This window comes from Ktedonobacter robiniae (genome assembly GCF_016587375.1).
Taxonomy (GTDB): Bacteria; Chloroflexota; Ktedonobacteria; order Ktedonobacterales; family Ktedonobacteraceae; genus Ktedonobacter; species Ktedonobacter robiniae.
Map to the genome: position 1 here is coordinate 647,600 of NZ_BNJG01000003.1, position 15,356 is coordinate 662,955.

A 15,356-nucleotide genomic window follows, 5' to 3' on the forward strand; every position below is an offset into this window, starting at 1 on the left:
AGCCAACACAATATATTGACTGGAGAAAGATCCATGGCTCTGGTGAACAAGAGGCAGACGGCAAATATTCTTTTGCCTAGAAGCATCCATTTATTCCTTACAGGAGGCTGTATACTTATACTCCTCATCTTGCTTGGCCTAGCAGGCTGGCTAGGCGTCCCACCGTGGTTGGTGCGAATTGGCGGCGTAGAGACAGGCGCCGTCGCAAAAGAAGTGGCCTCGTGCGGTGCTGATGACTATGCTACTCAAGGCGACAACGCCACAACGGCCATTTTTGCCTTCCAGTTTTCAGATCAGCAGGGAAAGGCCGTGCGCGAGACGCGTGAAGGTGTCTGCAATAACCTCTATACTAATGGCGAGCACATCTCACTCTGGTACATGCCGCAAAATCCCCAGAGCTTCCTTACTGATCAGGAGGCGCTCTGGCTCTACGTTTTTAGTGGCATCTGGCTCTGTATAACAGCCTTGATGTCGCGTTTCCTCTGGCTCTTGCTCCGTCCACTCCTTACCATCCCAGCTCGCTAGCTCGCTGAGGAGTAGAAGGGTGTGGTGTGGTCCAGCTCGGGCAAATGCCCAAGCTGGACCACACCACACCCTTCTAACCATCCACACACCAACTCATGCATATGTTATAATAGCCTTCGCGCGTTTTTTTCGCGTTCCTCATGGTTTGAACTTTGTGCTTTCCTTCTTTGGAGCATCTTACGTAGTTGAGTCCCGTGGGACCTCGTTGTCTCTTTTTGCTGTGAAAGGAGTTGATGGTGCGCTTCCCTGTCCGGCGCTACCTGGCGCTACTCTCTGTCTATCTCAGGCCACAGGGGCCAAAAATCTTCGCTCTGACATGCATCTTACTGGTAGATATAGGGCTGCAATTAAGCAGCCCTAAGATCATTGAATATTTCATCAATACCTTTGTCGCGGGCGGCGATACGATGACGTTGCTCTTCGCTGGTTGCGCCTATATCGTCATTGCGCTCCTTACGCAAGGTGTGGCCGTACTGAGCACCTACCTGAGTGGCACTATCGCCTGGACGGCTACTAACCGTCTAAGGACCGATCTGGTGCGCCACTGCCTCGCGCTTGACCTCTCGTTTCATAAGACGCGTAGCTCCGGTGAGCTTATCGAGCGCATCGATGGTGATGTGGACGCGCTCTCCAATTTCTTCTCGCAATTCTTCGTCGAGCTACTCATCAACCTGCTGCTGCTGGCAGGCATTCTCGGCATATTCTTCACTATTTACTGGCTGCTTGGTATCGTAATGGTAGCCTTCTCGGCGACGATGCTCGTAGTAATCACGCTTATAAGGCGTCGCGTGCTGCCCCTGTGGAAAGAGAATCGCCAGCAGAGCGCGCTCTTCTTCGGCTTCTTGAGCGAGCACATCTCGGGTAGCGAGGACCTACGTGGCAACGGCGCCGTACCTTATGTGATGCTGCGCTTCTACCAGATTATTCGCGCCTGGTTTCCCATCCAGCGGCGAACGCTTATTATGACAAACAACCTGGATGTGACTGTGCTCTTCCTCTTCGTCTGCGGCACCAGCCTCTCGCTCTTTATCGGCGTCTACCTGTGGAGCATGAAGTTGATTGCTGTAGGCACGATCTACGCTATCTTTCGCTACACTGACCTGCTATCTCAACCGCTTGACACTATCCAAATGCATATGCAGGATCTACAGCAGGCAGAGGCCTGCATCCAGCGCATTGAGGGGCTGCTACAAACTCGAACCCTCCTTTCAGATGGACAGGGAACGCCTCTGCCAGAAGGAACACTCGCCATCGACTTTGAGCAGGTCTCATTCGGCTATACACCTGGGCAGAAGGTGCTGCATGACATTAGCTTTCATATGGAGCCGGGAAGAGTCGTTGGCCTGCTGGGTCGCACCGGTAGTGGCAAGACCACGCTGGCGCGCCTCCTCGCCCGGCTCTATGATCCGCAGGAGGGGAGCATCTGCCTGGGCGGAGTTTCACTGCGGGAGCCTTATCTGCGCGATTTGCGTCGCCATGTTGGGTTTGTGACACAGGATGTACAGCTCTTTCACGCCTCGGTACGCGATAACCTGACCTTCTTCGATCGCGCTCTTAGCGACACATATATCCTGGCACAGATCGAGCAGGTTGGCCTGAAGAGCTGGTACGACTCGCTCTCAACGGGCCTGGATACAATTATCGGCCAGGATGGAAGCGGACTCTCGGCTGGCGAGGCACAATTGCTAGCCCTGACGCGTATCTTCCTGCATAAACCGGGGCTGATCATTCTCGACGAGGCCTCGGCGCGCCTGGACCCGGCAACCGAGCGCCTGATGGAGCGCGCGCTGAACCATCTCCTCAGCGGGCGCTCCGCCTTAATCATCGCGCACCGCCTTTCGACGGTCCAGCGCGCCGATGAGATCTTGATTCTTGAGCAAGGGCGTATTGTGGAACATGGCAAACGCACAGAGCTTGCGCATGATCCCGACTCACGCTTCGCGCAACTCCTGCATCTAGGTCTGGAGGAGGCTCTGGCATGACTACGACACAGACAGCGACAAGACAGACCCTTAGCCTGCCACACATGCTCTGGCTCCTACTACGCCAGCAGCCGTGGCGCTATGCCGCTAGCGAGCTGCTTCCACTCTCCTTCTTTCTGGCAGGACGCCTGGCCTTTAGCCTGCTACTCCAGGTCTTCTTCAACAGGTTGCAACAGCAAAGCGGGCCAGACCTGGCGCTCTGGCTCCTCCCATTCTCATTTATCCTGGCGGCCTTGGCGCGGGCAATTCTGGGTTCCCTTGGCAACCGCGCCCTGGTTACTGCGCTCTTTAAAACCACACAAACCCTGCGCCATAATATACTCAAGCGCATCCTGGAGCGACCCGGTGCCAGGCCTCTTCCAGGCTCTACAGGCGAGGCCATCAGCGGCTTCCGCGACGATATCGAGATCTTTGCCCAGCTATTTAGCAGGCTACTAAACGTTTTCGCATTGACTTGCTTTACCAGCATCGCCCTGGTTATCATGCTCCATACCAGCGTGCGCATCACACTCTTTGTCTTCCTGCCATTGCTCTGCGTCGTCATCGTAGCTCAGAGCATGAAGAAACGCCTGGAGAAGTACCGGGTCGCCAGCCGAGCCGCCACGGCTGAGGTAACGGGAGCCATTGGTGAGATCTTCGGCTCGGTGCAGGCCATCCAGGTTGCGGGAGCTGAAGAGCGTGTAACCGAACATTTCTCCCACCTCAATAAGCGCCGACATGACGCGATGGTTCAGGATAGCGTGCTAAGCGCAGCCCTGAACTCGCTCTTTGGTAACACGGTTGGGATCGGCATCGGCGCCATCCTGATCCTGGCAGCTATCGCGCGTGGTAGCGAACACTTCAGCGTGGGCGATATCGCGCTCTTTATCTCGTTCCTGGGCAACATTACAAATTTTGTACAAAGCATCGGCACTCTGCTGGCACAGGTCACGCAGACACGCGTCTCGCTCACCCGCCTGCGGGCGCTACTCCAGGGCGCGCCCGACACAGCGTTGGTCGCGCCTGCCGAACTCTACCTTCAGCATCCCTTGCCTCAAATTACCCTGCCAGCCAAGTACTTCGCCTCGGAACTCCACATCTTACAGGCGCACAATCTCTCCTATCACTATCCCGACACCGGGCGCGGCATTACTGGCATTAACCTGGAGATCAAAGGCAACACGCTTACCGTGATTACGGGCCGCATGGGCTCGGGCAAGACAACGCTGCTTCGTACACTACTGGGACTCCTACCAGCAGAAGCAGGGGCAGAGATCACCTGGAACGGCGTCAAAGTCGCCGAGCCCGCCATCTTCTTCGTCCCTCCACACTGCGCCTATACGCCACAAGTGCCGCACTTCTTCAGCGATACCCTGCGCGAGAATATCCTGCTTGGCCTACCCGCAAGCGAGGAACAGCTATATGGGGCTATACAAAATGCGGTTATGGAGGAGGATGTGATACAACTTGAGGCTGGCCTGGAGACGGTTGTTGGCGTCAAAGGTGTCAAGCTCTCCGGGGGCCAGGCCCAGCGGAGCGCGGCGGCACGTATGTTGGTACGTCCCGCCCAGCTGCTGGTCTTCGACGACCTCTCCAGCGCTCTAGATGTTGCTACCGAAGCACGGCTCTGGGAGCGCCTCTTCAGCGAAGAGCAGCACACCAGCCTGGTTGTCTCGCATCGCCGGGCTATACTACAACGCGCCGACCAGGTCATCGTACTCAAGGAGGGTTATATCGAGGCCTGCGGGCGTCTCGAAGAGGTTCTGGACCAAAGCTCAGAAATGCGCTATCTCTGGCTAAAAGACGAGATAGAGTGAGGCTTAGGCTCTACTCTATCTCGTTCCATCTTGTAAGTAGCCGTGTACCCTGTACTCTTTAGGGTAGAAACCCTAGAAGGGTACCATCTTGACCAGCTGAGTACAGGCATTCTCACAGGCACGGCAGGCATTAGCACAGTCGGTATCTCCAATCCGGTTCGCGACATCAGCACAGTGTGCGCAGGCAGATGAGCACGCCTGGCAGGCATAACCAGCTAATGGAGAGTCACGTAGCAGCATATGAGCTGTGACCAGGGCCTGTTCTGAACAGTCAAGCATCACGTTGCCATGTGCGGCTTGCTTCTGCTTAGCAATCACTGCAGACTCCATACATGCTGTGTGACAGCGTAAACAATCACGAATAGTATCTTGCACTTGACCTGTTAATGGGGAACTACTCTCTGCCATACTATCATCTTCCTTTCTAATGTTGCTATGGCCCTACTCACTACACGTCACGCCACCTAAGAAATTAACTCCAGTATAACAGGAAAAATGCCTCAACAGCGTATCAGAACCATACTGTTCATGCTCGCTTGCCCACGCATGCTACACTAAGAACTTATAGTTGAGACGCAAGGAGGTCTGTCAATAACATATGCAGAACAAGCAATTTATCTATCCCGTAAAGTTACAGCCCGGAGACAAGGTGGCCATACTCTCGCCCTCGGCGGGCCTACCTGAGATCTTTCCCGAGGTCTTTGACCTGGGCCTGCAAAGGTTGCGCGAAGAGTTTGGCCTGATACCCGTGGAATATTCCTGCACTCGCAAGATGAACACATCTCCAGAGGCGCGAGCGCGCGATATCATGGCGGCCTTCGCAGACCCCGAGATCAAGGCTGTTATCTGCTCGATTGGTGGCGATGACCAGATTAAGGTATTAAAACACCTGAACCCAGAGGTGTTGCGCGCCCATCCCAAGCTCTTCCTGGGCTATAGCGACGCCACGAATCTGCACATCTATCTCTGGAACCTGGGCATCGTCTCCTACTATGGGGGCGCGATCATGACGCAGTTTGGTCGCTACTATGCGATGGATGAATATTCGGTACAGTCACTGCGCCATGCCCTCTTTCAGGGGGGCGAGGTTGAGATCAGGCCCGCGCCCGAGTGGTCCGACGAGAACTATAACTGGGGAGAGCCGGAGAAGCTACGCCTGCGCGTGCCTATGTTCAGCAATCCTGGCTGGAAATGGCAGAACGCGGGACGCATCATTGAGGGGACGCTCTGGGGTGGCTGCCTGGAGATTGTTGACTATCACCTGCGCGCACACCGCTACCTCCAGCCGCTTGAGCACTATAAAGACTGCGTGCTCTTCCTGGAGACTTCCGAGGAGATGCCTTCGGCGGGGTATGTCTATCGCGTTCTTATTGGCATGGGCGAGCGTGGGCTGCTACAACAGTTCTCCGCACTGCTTATGGGACGTCCCAAGGCCTGGAATTTTGATCGCCAGATCTCTGCTGAGCAGAAAGACGCATACAATCGAGAGCAAGAAGAGGCCATCCTGAAGGCCTTGCAAGAGTATCATCCCTCTATGCCAGTCGTCTCCAACATGGACTTTGGCCATACCGATCCCCAGTTCATGGTGCCCAGCGGTGGTTATGTACGCATCGATGGGATTAAGAAGCGCGTGTTTGTGCAGTATTAGTAGCTGCGTACGCCAGTAGCGGGTCCCGCTACTGGCGTACGCAGCTACTGGGGGACTTCTCTTTCCCGGGGTAGAAACTATTCCCTGCAGTTGGAAGTATAACAAGCAGTGGATAGAGTAACTACAATCATAACGATATGCAAAAGGCTGCTGACCGGCGCTACCAAATACCCATAAAGGGCACAGGGCACACGTCTACATCTGGTCCATGATATGTAGACGCGCGCTTTAGCAGCGTCGGGCGGAGAGAGAAGGAGACTCTGATGAGCATTGAAGCCAATAAAGCTGTTGTCCAAAGGTATCTGGAGATGTGGGATACGGGCAACCTGGATATCGCGGAAGAAGTCCTGGCGCCCGATTTTGTGGATCATACGCGCCCTCACCAGGCGCCAGGTCCCGAGGGCGTCAAAGAGAACATCTCTACTTTTCGCAGTGGTTTTCCCGATGCCACGCATACAGTCATACATATGATTGGCGAGGGTGATATCGTCGCCTTCCGCTTCGCCAGGCGCGGCAGGCATAAGGGCATGTTCGCAGGCTTTCCCCCCACGGGCAAAGAGATTGTGTTGACGGGCGCGGACTTCCTGCGTATCGCCGATGGCAAGATCGTCGAGCAGTGGAGTTCCCAGGATGGCCTAAACCTGGCTCAGCAGCTTGGCATGCCCATCGGTGGTTAATTAGATGATGTGGTACACCGTGGCAGCCATCAAGTCGCCACGGTGTACCACATCATCTAATTACGAATCTGAAAAACACGTTTTGAAGAACGGCATCCTTTCGCGTCATACAATAGTAGGCATGTTATAGAATGGACTATCCCTACAGATCTACATGGCGGGTATAAAGGATATGAGGATGCAACTGGAAGGCTCTACGCTTGGACACTACAGGCTGCTGCATGTATTGGGGAATGGTGGCATGGGCGAGGTGTACCTGGCTGAAGATCCACGTGTGCCACGCTATGTCGCGATTAAGGTGCTTAAAATTGATACCTCTCTACAACAGGATGTGGAGAGGGATATCCAGCTCTTCAGGCACGAACTTCAAGCCATCGCACGTCTAAACCATCGCTATATTGTGCAGCTCTTCGATTCGGGACAGCAGATGCAGAGGCGCATGTTGTTGGCATACATGGTGATGCCGTATTTTGAGGATGGAACCCTTGAACAATGGTGGCGCGAGCGGGGTACGGTGCCCAGACCACCACACGAGGTTTCCCACCTGGTAACACAAGCCGCGAGCGCACTGCAACATGCTCATGACCGCGAGATTATTCACCGCGATGTGAAGCCCTCTAACTTCCTGATTCGAGTTCAAGATACGGAGATCGTGGGACTACCTGATATTTTTCTCTCGGATTTCGGCATCGCTAGGTTAGCAACGATGATGACGACTAGCACGCAAATTCGGGGCACACCACCCTATATGGCACCAGAACTGCTTCAAGGTCACCCGGTCTACGCCAGCGACCAGTACGCGCTCGCAGTCATGGCCTATGAGCTACTCACGGGCCGCACACCCTTCCGTGGCGGCAAGGCTCAGCTCGCCTACCAGCATACTCATGTCACGCCACCTCTACCCAGCACGCTTAACCCTAACCTGCCTCAGGCAGCGGATAACGTATTACTACGTGCTTTGCGCAAAGAACCGGGCGAACGCTATCCAGATGTGACTGACTTCGCGTGGGCCTTGAAGAGCGCCCTGGCACACGCCCCTGATATAAATACCATCGACGCCATCGCGGTCCAGGCTCAAAGGTCCGTGAAGCTCTATCATACAGGCGAACAAACTGTACCTATATATAGGCACCAACCTGCTGGGCCAGAAGAGAATGTCTGGCAAAATGTTGAGCCGCGCAGTCAGGTGAGCGCAGCTTTTCAGCCTGTCGTGCCAAGGCGCAAACGTTCAGGCTCAGGCACACTTATGCCCCTCCTGCTGGGTTTCCTGATCGGACTGAGCATCATTGGCGTGCTGGGCTATTTCCTTGTATATAATCAGCCGAGCACACAGTCGCCGAACGTCATTCAAGCAAATCCAGCGGCAACTTTCACAACTAACGTCAAACCCTCGCTTAGCAGTTCGCTTGCAGATAATGGAGCCGCCTTCAACTGGGAGATAAGCAAGGATGGGCCGGGTAAATGCGCATTTCAACAACAGGCCTATCACGTCAGCCAGTCGACACAGAGCGACTTCACAACCTGTACGGCCAGCGCGACAAACGAGGCCAATTTCAAGCTCCAAGTCGACATGCGCATGCTGAAAGGAAATATTGGTGGTGTGATTTTCGATGAGCAGCAAGGTGAGGGCGTGTGCTATGCTTTCCAGATTAACCTGAATGGCAGCTACCAGCTCATCGTTTATACCGATAATACACGCGCTCATGCTCGCGTGCTTGTAAACAATAGGTCTTCAGATATCAAAACGGGGACAGGGGCGAGCAATACCCTGGGCCTCTATGCTCACAATGGCTCCTTTGACCTCTACATCAACGGAGTTCTCCAGACTACTGTGCAGGATGCAACCTATCACAGCGGTCATATTGGCGTCCTGGCCGATGCCCAGGACGCGCCCGTGGAGGCTAGTTTCCAAAACCTGACGATCTGGTCATAATTGACAATACCTTTTTCGCAACACGGCCCAAAAAACTCAGAACCTATCAACTTTTGCGTGGAGAGAATGAGAGATAGATTTTATCTGATACAGTGGAGATATCGTGGATAAATACCTTTTTTGAGCTTTCTTCAAGGGTTTTTTGAATTTTTGACACAATCCAGGGTTTAGACATATTCGCAAGCCAGAGCGCACCCTCAACTTCTATGTCCTGGAGAACAAGTTTGCCGTTCTCTGCAAAGGGGCGAAATTTCATCGTTATCTCGATTCTCCCTAATGCCAGAGCTTTTATAACAATACGACCATCAAATACATCAAAGCGGATGAATTTTAATACTTTCCCTACATCGATACAGATCTCCCTTAACGCAAATGCCGGTATTGCAATGTTTGTACGCATAAATTTCTCCCTCTACGGTCATCGCCGCTTCCCAGTAAAGCATATACAGAGCAGAGGACAGCAGCCCGAGGCAAGGGTGCGCCCTCTTCTCCTCCTTCTTTTTCTGCCGCCACACGTGGCGCACACATCAAATGAAACACTTAGCGCTCTTTAAAGAAATCTCGGAGTCTTGACTCAATAACGGAATCAGCGACAACAATAGGTTTTTTGGTAATTGTCACATGAACCGTATGGCCGCTTACTTCGTAGCGACCCTCAACTCCTTTGCCTGAAAAGGTGCCGCCATTTTCGTCACCTCTCAGGGTTGCTCCCGCCTGGTCGGCAGCATGTTTGGCATGCTGTAATATGGATGCTGCCTCACCAGAGAATGAAACATCGAAAGTTTTTGCCATGGTTTGTGTTTTCCTTTTCGTTGAGCAGATTCCTTCCTCGATCCTTCCTAATACACGAGAGTAGCAAAGATAGTGACCCGTCAGTCACATGCGAGTAACCTTACGTCCCTTCGGCTTCCTCTCCATTTTCTGTGGCAAGTTGTGCCTTCTTCTTACCAGAAGAGATAAATGGATCGTGCTCCCACCAATCAATGCCGATCGATTTTGCCTTATCCACTGAGGCGACCAGTAACCTGATTTTGATCGTCAAAAGCTCAACGTCTACCAGGTTAATCTTGATATCTCCGACGATCACCAGTCCTTTGTCAAGAACTCGATCCAGGACATCAGCTAAATTCGCTGTTTGGACACGGCTCATTTGTTCTGGCATAGACAACCTCTTCTCACTCCTACTCTGGTTTGCTCTATCCGAAAAAATGTCCTCCTTTGTTCGCGAAATCGCGATGTATTGAGCAGTTGAAAGTGCTCATAAAAGATCTCCCAGCGGACCTAAATCCAAGTTTAAATCCTCATCCGTTAAACCAAATGTCTCTTTAAGCTCTTCCATTTTCTCTTCTAAGAGTAAAAAAGCATTTCCTACTTTTTCGATTTCATCGCTGCTTAGCTGATCATCCTCTACGCGGCGGATTGCCTGTTTCTCCATCAATTGGCGTATGAGGTCAATCAGCGTTAATACGAGTTTGGCCAGGCCTTTTTCTACGTTTTTAGGGTCGATATTCGCTTTTGGCTTTGTTGTTTGGTTCGCAATGGGATCACTGACTGATGGTAAAGCTCTAACTATGGATTCTTCATCATTTTTACTTCGCCTCTCTTCTTTCTCCAAAGAAGTTGATGCTTCTTCTTTCCCCTCATGACTACTTCTCTGGTCCTTTTCTTCAGGCAAAGGTGCTGGTGGAACCTCCTTTTCCTCTTCTCTCAAGGGCCGCTCATTCAAAAACGCTTCCTGGGAAGAAGGTTGGCGAGCGAGCCAGCCTGCTTCTTCATGGCTACCTCTTCTGGCAGCGTTCTCAACGGTTTTTACCGAGGAGAGTAAGAGTCCTAAGTTCAGGTAAACAAGATCAATATCAGCTACAGAGAGTAGGATCTCTCCTTTCACCATCGCTCCTTTATCAAGGAGCCTGTCCAAAAGTTCCAAAAGCGTAAAATGTTGACTCTCAAGTATTTGTTCGTTATTCAGGCTCTCCTGACTTTCCATAGATTATCCCTACGTAAAATTATAGGGAGGCCATGGTCCAGAAAATTCAAGCTCTAATTCTAAGGGACCATACTCCTCAACAAACTGTATCCCTTGTTGGCGAAAAAGAGCTTCTCTCCCCCTTTCAATTAAATAGGCCGCATTAAGTATCATCTCTTGCTTTTTTCCTGTCATTTTTTGTGGCAGTATATTATTCAGCTTTGCCTCAAACGCATTTCTCTCTAGCTCATGAAAAATTCTTTCAGTGATCTGGGCAAGTTGAGTTGCGACGGCATTCTTTACTTCTACTTCCATTTTTTTGTCAAAGAGATAGGCTGCTCCTCTTGATAATTTTGCTCGTTTCTCTTGCAGGCTGATGAATTCGGGTTCTTTCTGCATAAGATGCTTCGCCAAGGCTTGTTTATTGGCATAGACCTTCACTCCCCATTCCACCTTGCCCGTAAATTTAGCGAGAAGACTTTGAAAATCCTCCTTCTGGTTCTGTAGCATCTGTGAGGCAGCTTTTTCATCTTTTAAAATAGTGCCAAACTTGAAGGGAATAACGGTAGTATCCTGCATAAGAGTATCAATTATGTGCTCGTGGGATTGTAACAACTCCGCAGCTCCCTGCTGGACAGCATCCTTGCCACTCGTCAACTCAGAAACCAGGTTTTTGATTCGATTTTGAAACGCATCAATATCGACCTTACTCACCATTACGCACATATCGTTTTCTGATACAGGGTAAACTTTGTTTTGATTATCTATCCCCAAAATATCAAGATGCTCAGGTTTTTTGCTTACCAATCCATAGGCATAGAGTCCATTGTGAGAAAGCATAATTTGAGCCTTTCTATTCTTCCTCCTCCTCCTGCTCTCCAATACTTTTCACCTGCTTATAGGAATAAACCTCAAGCTCACTATCCAGTTTGACAACGTAATACTTTTTTTCAAATATCGCGTGACCTGGCAGAGTAACATTTCTTTCTGACGCTTCTGCTTGGGCAACCCAACCCTCCTCGGTCTTGTCAATGCCAATGATTTTTATCTCCTCGCCAAGTTCTTTCGTTTCCAAAGCTTCTCTCAAGAATTGCTTGGTTCTATCTCTAACTGCGTTGATGCTCAATTTGTATCTCCTTCCAAAGTCTTGAATCTGTTACAAGCGAGAAAATTTCTCAGAACAGCCCCAACAGTGCATCGGACAACTGCTGCTATTTTAGTATAAGAAGATTTTCAAGTTCATCAATGTGTGTTTTTCCTCATCTATACAAACACACAATTATCAATATAATCATATTTTTTGTTCTATTATCTCGTTGATTTTTGTAACTCATTACAAATAATGAGCGTGTACACAACATAGATAAAGAATAGAATGGATGAGTATTTTGGGGATTTATGCAATTGCTTCTAGATGTTGAGTTTTTAGCAGTTGGGCTGACTAAGGCATTCATATGAAGCAAAAAGGAGTCCCTGTTACTGAATCTGAGGAGGTAAACAACCATGCCCGTAGAAAAGGCAGCACCAGCATCTGGTAGCATTGCTGAGGTAATTGACCGCATTCTTGATAAAGGGATCGTCATTGATGCCTGGATTAGAGTCTCTCTCGTAGGCATCGAGGTGATATCGATTGAAGCCAGAGCAGTCGTCGCTTCCGTGGAGACATATCTCAAGTATGCTGAAGCCATTGGACTCACTGCTACTGCCGCTTCCGCCTAAAGAGTAAGAAAGCATCTTGAAGGCATCCTGGTAATGTTCCACGATCATATCTCTAGCAACCGTGGCCATCCCCTGACTGAGAATGTACGCTCCTCTTGGGAGGGGGTGCTCTGTTGATTCCCCGCTTCACGGTGGGAAGAAGAGAGATGTTCTTCTTCATTCATAGGAAGAGAAGGATGAATTATGAAGAGACCGAAAGGGATGAGTGATATCAAAAAAGCTCGTGGTCTCAAAGATCTTATCGAGGCTTTTTCAAGCCATGATAGTGGAACGGAGGAGACTTCGAAACAGCTTCAACTGGACGTTGAAAAAAGCGTCCTTGAAAAGCAGCTTCAGCAATTTACACAGCAAGCAGCTCAGATAGAAGAGAGGCTCGCCGAAATCACTAAGGCGGTGAACCGCGAGATTCCCCAACTCAAAGAGGAGCAGGAGGGAAAACACAAGGAGGAAGAGGGCAGTACACCAGAGAAAGATGACGATCAAAAGAAAAAACTAGAAATTGATTTTGGTCTCGGCAAACTCACGGTCAGCGACATTTTTCAAGGGCTCGGAAGTCTGGTCGATTTTGTCGCCAAAATGGAGCAGGAAGGGAAGGGAGAAGAGAGACGCGAAGGGGAATTTACCAGTCCTTCAGGGCGCGTCAAAGGTGTCTATGGCTTCTCCGTCAAACAGGGTATTGGTGGAAAGCCGGTGGTGGAACCATTTGGCAATGTGAAAAAGACTGCTCATGGTCCGGTCGTTGAGGAGGAGATTCAGCCTTTAGCTGATGTTTTTGATGAGAAAGACCACGTTTTAATCATCATCGAATTGCCAGGAGTGGAGGGAAAGCAAATTCACACCGAGGTCAAAGGAGACATCCTCGTGCTCTCTGCTGCAGGCAAAGGACGCAAGTATGCGCGAGAAGTGGTCTTACCCGAAGGGGCCGATGCCAGCACCATGACCAGCAAATATAGAAACGGCGTTTTAGAGATAAGGATGAGTAAAGGGTAACATGTCCGAGATGGTGGTTCAACTCAAGGTAGTCGAAGCAAATCCTCGGGATGTGGGGCGTGGCATTGCCCGAATAGATCCAGAAGTGATGGAGAAATTGGGCATTAGCGACGCAGGGGAGATTGTGAGCCTCAAAGGCAAACGGGAAACAGTTGTTAAGATCATGCCAACCTTTCCTGAGCAACGGGGACGTGGCATTGTCCAGATAGATGGCATTATCAGGGAAAACGCGCAAATAGGGATTACCGAACAGGTAAAACTTGCCGCGACCAGTATCGCGGAAGCAGAAAAAGTGACCCTCTCTCCTTTGACCTTAATTGATAGAACGACCACAGACGCGGCTTACCTTTCCAGGCAACTCACAGCTATTCCAGTGATTGCCGGGGATAGGGTTCAAACTACCTTTTTAGGCTCGAAGAAGCAGGACTTCCGCGTGCTGGATACCCGGCCCACCGGAGCGGTGATGATCACGCCACGAACCACCATCGCTATCACAGGTCAGGGAAAGGCAACAGAGGCGCGGTTGACTTACGAAGATATTGGGGGCCTTGGTAATCAAACGCAGCACATTCGAGAGATGATAGAGCTCCCGTTGCGTTTCCCTGATATTTTTGCGCGCTTAGGCGTTGATCCCCCCAAAGGAGTTCTTTTGCACGGTCCCCCTGGCTGTGGTAAGACATTGATCGCCAAAGTGATCGCCAATGAAACCGATGCCACCTTTTTCCAGCTCTCCGGCCCGGAGATAATCCATAAGTTCTATGGTGAGTCCGAAGCGCACCTGCGAAGTGTCTTTGAGAAGGCCAAACACAGTGCTCCAGCCATCTTATTTTTGGACGAGTTGGATGCGATCGCGCCGAAAAGAGAAGGCTTGGGAGAGGAAAAACAGGTTGAGCGTAGAGTGGTGGCCCAACTGTTGGCCTTAATGGACGGTTTGGAAGAACGGGGGCAAATCATCATTATCGGCGCGACCAATTTACCGGATGTTCTTGACCCAGCCCTTCGCCGTCCTGGTCGCTTTGATCGAGAAATTGTTATTTCGATCCCGGATAAAAATGGGCGACGCGAAATTCTCATGATTCACACCAGGGGCATCCCATTAGCAGATGACGTTGACCTTGAACGGCTGGCGTTTTTAACTCATGGTTTTGTGGGGGCGGACCTTGCAGCTTTAGCGCGTGAAGCGGCAATGCATGCAATTCGTCGACTGATGCCTAATATAGACTTTGAACAGAAAGTAGTGCCAGAAAAGGACATCCTTTCTCTCGAGGTATGCATGGAGGATTTTCTCAATGCACTGCGTGAGATCGAGCCATCCGCCATTCGCGAGTTCTTTACGGAGATACCAGAACTCGATTTTTCCGACATCGGTGGATTGGATGAGGTCAAGCAAATACTGAAAGAGACGGTCAAAGATCCCTTATATCATCCTGAAGTGTATGTCAGGGCAAATACCAGGCCAGCCAAGGGGATTCTCTTAACTGGTGAACCAGGAACGGGAAAGACGCTGATGGCCAAGGCGATTGCCAAAGAAGCGGAAGTCAACTTTATCGCGGTCTCCGGTCCAGAATTGCTTTCAAAATTTGTTGGTGAAAGCGAGCGAAGCATTCGTGAAGTATTTAAAAAGGCCAGGCAGGCTTCCCCCTGCATTTTGTTTTTCGACGAAATTGAAACGCTCGTCCCTCGGCGGGGAAAAACGACAGGCGAGCAGGTAACCGAGCGGGTAGTTGCTCAGTTCTTAACCGAAATGGATGGAATTGAAGAGTTGAAGGGCGTGCTGGTGCTGGCAAGTACCAACCGATCGGATTTGATAGATCCGGCCATGTTGAGACCGGGACGGTTTGATTTTGTAATTGAAATGCCGAAACCTGATTTGAAAGCGCGGGAGGAGATCTTTAAGGTTCATACAAGAGGGAAGCCCTTAGGTAAAGGCGTCACGCCAAAAAGCCTGGCCATGGAAACTGAGAATATGGTCGGGGCAGAAATTGCTTCCATTTGCCAGAAAGCCAGTCTTCTGGCAATACGGGAGTTTCTAGAAAGCAAAGAAGAAGATTTAGAGAAATTAACTATTGAAAAGAGGCATTTTAGCGAGGCAATGCAAGGCACGGTAACGCGTCTTTAAG

The 15,356-nt window shown here is 50.7% G+C and carries 16 protein-coding genes and 1 pseudogene; 9 read left to right on the top strand and 8 right to left on the bottom strand.

Annotation, left to right across the window (positions count from 1 at the left end; genetic code table 11):
* Positions 1-33 precede the first annotated feature (33 nt).
* From JMJ04_RS35450 to JMJ04_RS35460, 3 genes are all read left to right on the top strand, one after another.
* Positions 34-525 (top strand): hypothetical protein, encoded by a 492-nt coding sequence (locus JMJ04_RS35450; protein WP_201375093.1) that lies wholly within the window; start codon positions 34-36, stop codon positions 523-525.
* Between the two features lie 233 nt (positions 526-758).
* A complete protein-coding gene (locus tag JMJ04_RS35455; RefSeq protein WP_236038799.1) occupies positions 759-2,507 on the top strand; it encodes an ABC transporter ATP-binding protein in 1,749 nt (582 codons plus the stop codon).
* On the top strand, positions 2,504-4,303 hold the full coding sequence (locus JMJ04_RS35460; RefSeq protein WP_201375094.1) for an ATP-binding cassette domain-containing protein: 1,800 nt from the start codon (positions 2,504-2,506) through the stop codon (positions 4,301-4,303). Before JMJ04_RS35455 ends, JMJ04_RS35460 begins: the two co-directional genes overlap by 4 nt.
* 72 nt (positions 4,304-4,375) lie before the next feature.
* Here JMJ04_RS35460 and JMJ04_RS35465 read toward each other — a convergent pair whose 3' ends face one another.
* Positions 4,376-4,711, bottom strand: a complete 336-nt coding sequence (locus tag JMJ04_RS35465; RefSeq protein ID WP_201392951.1) for a four-helix bundle copper-binding protein — start codon at positions 4,709-4,711, stop codon at positions 4,376-4,378.
* A 190-nt stretch (positions 4,712-4,901) separates the two neighbouring features.
* Between JMJ04_RS35465 and JMJ04_RS35470 the strand changes: the two genes are divergently transcribed.
* The 3 genes from JMJ04_RS35470 (at position 4,902) to JMJ04_RS35480 (ending at position 8,561) form a co-directional block, all read left to right on the top strand.
* On the top strand, positions 4,902-5,951 hold the full coding sequence (locus tag JMJ04_RS35470) for a S66 family peptidase (RefSeq protein WP_201375096.1): 1,050 nt from the start codon (positions 4,902-4,904) through the stop codon (positions 5,949-5,951).
* Positions 5,952-6,214: 263 nt separating this feature from the next.
* Complete coding sequence (locus JMJ04_RS35475; protein WP_201375097.1) at positions 6,215-6,628, top strand: ester cyclase; 414 nt, start codon at positions 6,215-6,217, stop codon at positions 6,626-6,628.
* Positions 6,629-6,806: 178 nt separating this feature from the next.
* Positions 6,807-8,561, top strand: a complete 1,755-nt coding sequence (locus tag JMJ04_RS35480) for a serine/threonine protein kinase (protein WP_201375098.1) — start codon at positions 6,807-6,809, stop codon at positions 8,559-8,561.
* A 46-nt stretch (positions 8,562-8,607) separates the two neighbouring features.
* Here JMJ04_RS35480 and JMJ04_RS35485 read toward each other — a convergent pair whose 3' ends face one another.
* The 7 genes and pseudogenes from JMJ04_RS35485 to JMJ04_RS35510 form a co-directional block, all read right to left on the bottom strand.
* Positions 8,608-8,961 carry a hypothetical protein gene (locus JMJ04_RS35485; RefSeq protein ID WP_201375099.1) on the bottom strand — a complete coding sequence of 118 codons (354 nt, stop codon included), beginning with the start codon at positions 8,959-8,961 and terminating at the stop codon, positions 8,608-8,610.
* 140 nt (positions 8,962-9,101) lie between these two features.
* Positions 9,102-9,353, bottom strand: coding sequence for a hypothetical protein (locus JMJ04_RS35490; protein WP_201375100.1), 252 nt, complete (start codon positions 9,351-9,353; stop codon positions 9,102-9,104).
* A gap of 100 nt (positions 9,354-9,453) precedes the next feature.
* Complete coding sequence (locus JMJ04_RS35495) at positions 9,454-9,723, bottom strand: gas vesicle protein (protein WP_201375101.1); 270 nt, start codon at positions 9,721-9,723, stop codon at positions 9,454-9,456.
* Positions 9,724-9,819: 96 nt separating this feature from the next.
* On the bottom strand, positions 9,820-10,101 hold the full coding sequence (locus JMJ04_RS49165; RefSeq protein WP_374229182.1) for a gas vesicle protein K: 282 nt from the start codon (positions 10,099-10,101) through the stop codon (positions 9,820-9,822).
* 291 nt (positions 10,102-10,392) lie between these two features.
* Positions 10,393-10,548, bottom strand: a pseudogene (gene gvpJ / locus JMJ04_RS49170) (gas vesicle protein GvpJ); the annotation flags it as partial.
* A gap of 9 nt (positions 10,549-10,557) precedes the next feature.
* A complete protein-coding gene (locus JMJ04_RS35505) occupies positions 10,558-11,367 on the bottom strand; it encodes a GvpL/GvpF family gas vesicle protein (RefSeq protein ID WP_201375102.1) in 810 nt (269 codons plus the stop codon).
* Positions 11,368-11,380: 13 nt separating this feature from the next.
* Entirely contained in the window at positions 11,381-11,653 is a 273-nt protein-coding gene (locus tag JMJ04_RS35510; RefSeq protein ID WP_201375103.1) for a hypothetical protein, read from the bottom strand.
* A gap of 377 nt (positions 11,654-12,030) precedes the next feature.
* On the opposite strand from JMJ04_RS35510, the gene gvpA reads away from it, so the two are divergent.
* The 3 genes from gvpA (at position 12,031) to JMJ04_RS35525 (ending at position 15,355) form a co-directional block, all read left to right on the top strand.
* A complete protein-coding gene (gene gvpA / locus JMJ04_RS35515; protein ID WP_201375104.1) occupies positions 12,031-12,246 on the top strand; it encodes a gas vesicle structural protein GvpA in 216 nt (71 codons plus the stop codon).
* A gap of 201 nt (positions 12,247-12,447) precedes the next feature.
* A complete protein-coding gene (locus JMJ04_RS35520; protein WP_201375105.1) occupies positions 12,448-13,236 on the top strand; it encodes an Hsp20/alpha crystallin family protein in 789 nt (262 codons plus the stop codon).
* Position 13,237: 1 nt separating this feature from the next.
* A complete protein-coding gene (locus JMJ04_RS35525) occupies positions 13,238-15,355 on the top strand; it encodes a CDC48 family AAA ATPase (RefSeq protein WP_201375106.1) in 2,118 nt (705 codons plus the stop codon).
* The last annotated feature ends 1 nt before the right edge of the window (position 15,356 follow it).

Excerpts from the sequence above, each read along its gene's own strand:
- JMJ04_RS35450 (WP_201375093.1), top strand. The coding sequence starts at position 34 with ATGGCTCTGGTGAACAAGAGGCAGACGGCAAATATTCTTTTGCCTAGA.
- JMJ04_RS35455 (WP_236038799.1), top strand. The coding sequence starts at position 759 with ATGGTGCGCTTCCCTGTCCGGCGCTACCTGGCGCTACTCTCTGTCTAT.
- JMJ04_RS35460 (WP_201375094.1), top strand. The coding sequence starts at position 2,504 with ATGACTACGACACAGACAGCGACAAGACAGACCCTTAGCCTGCCACAC.
- JMJ04_RS35465 (WP_201392951.1), bottom strand. The coding sequence starts at position 4,711 with ATGGCAGAGAGTAGTTCCCCATTAACAGGTCAAGTGCAAGATACTATT.
- JMJ04_RS35470 (WP_201375096.1), top strand. The coding sequence starts at position 4,902 with ATGCAGAACAAGCAATTTATCTATCCCGTAAAGTTACAGCCCGGAGAC.
- JMJ04_RS35475 (WP_201375097.1), top strand. The coding sequence starts at position 6,215 with ATGAGCATTGAAGCCAATAAAGCTGTTGTCCAAAGGTATCTGGAGATG.
- JMJ04_RS35480 (WP_201375098.1), top strand. The coding sequence starts at position 6,807 with ATGCAACTGGAAGGCTCTACGCTTGGACACTACAGGCTGCTGCATGTA.
- JMJ04_RS35485 (WP_201375099.1), bottom strand. The coding sequence starts at position 8,961 with ATGCGTACAAACATTGCAATACCGGCATTTGCGTTAAGGGAGATCTGT.
- JMJ04_RS35490 (WP_201375100.1), bottom strand. The coding sequence starts at position 9,353 with ATGGCAAAAACTTTCGATGTTTCATTCTCTGGTGAGGCAGCATCCATA.
- JMJ04_RS35495 (WP_201375101.1), bottom strand. The coding sequence starts at position 9,723 with ATGCCAGAACAAATGAGCCGTGTCCAAACAGCGAATTTAGCTGATGTC.
- JMJ04_RS35505 (WP_201375102.1), bottom strand. The coding sequence starts at position 11,367 with ATGCTTTCTCACAATGGACTCTATGCCTATGGATTGGTAAGCAAAAAA.
- gvpA (WP_201375104.1), top strand. The coding sequence starts at position 12,031 with ATGCCCGTAGAAAAGGCAGCACCAGCATCTGGTAGCATTGCTGAGGTA.
- JMJ04_RS35520 (WP_201375105.1), top strand. The coding sequence starts at position 12,448 with ATGAGTGATATCAAAAAAGCTCGTGGTCTCAAAGATCTTATCGAGGCT.
- JMJ04_RS35525 (WP_201375106.1), top strand. The coding sequence starts at position 13,238 with ATGTCCGAGATGGTGGTTCAACTCAAGGTAGTCGAAGCAAATCCTCGG.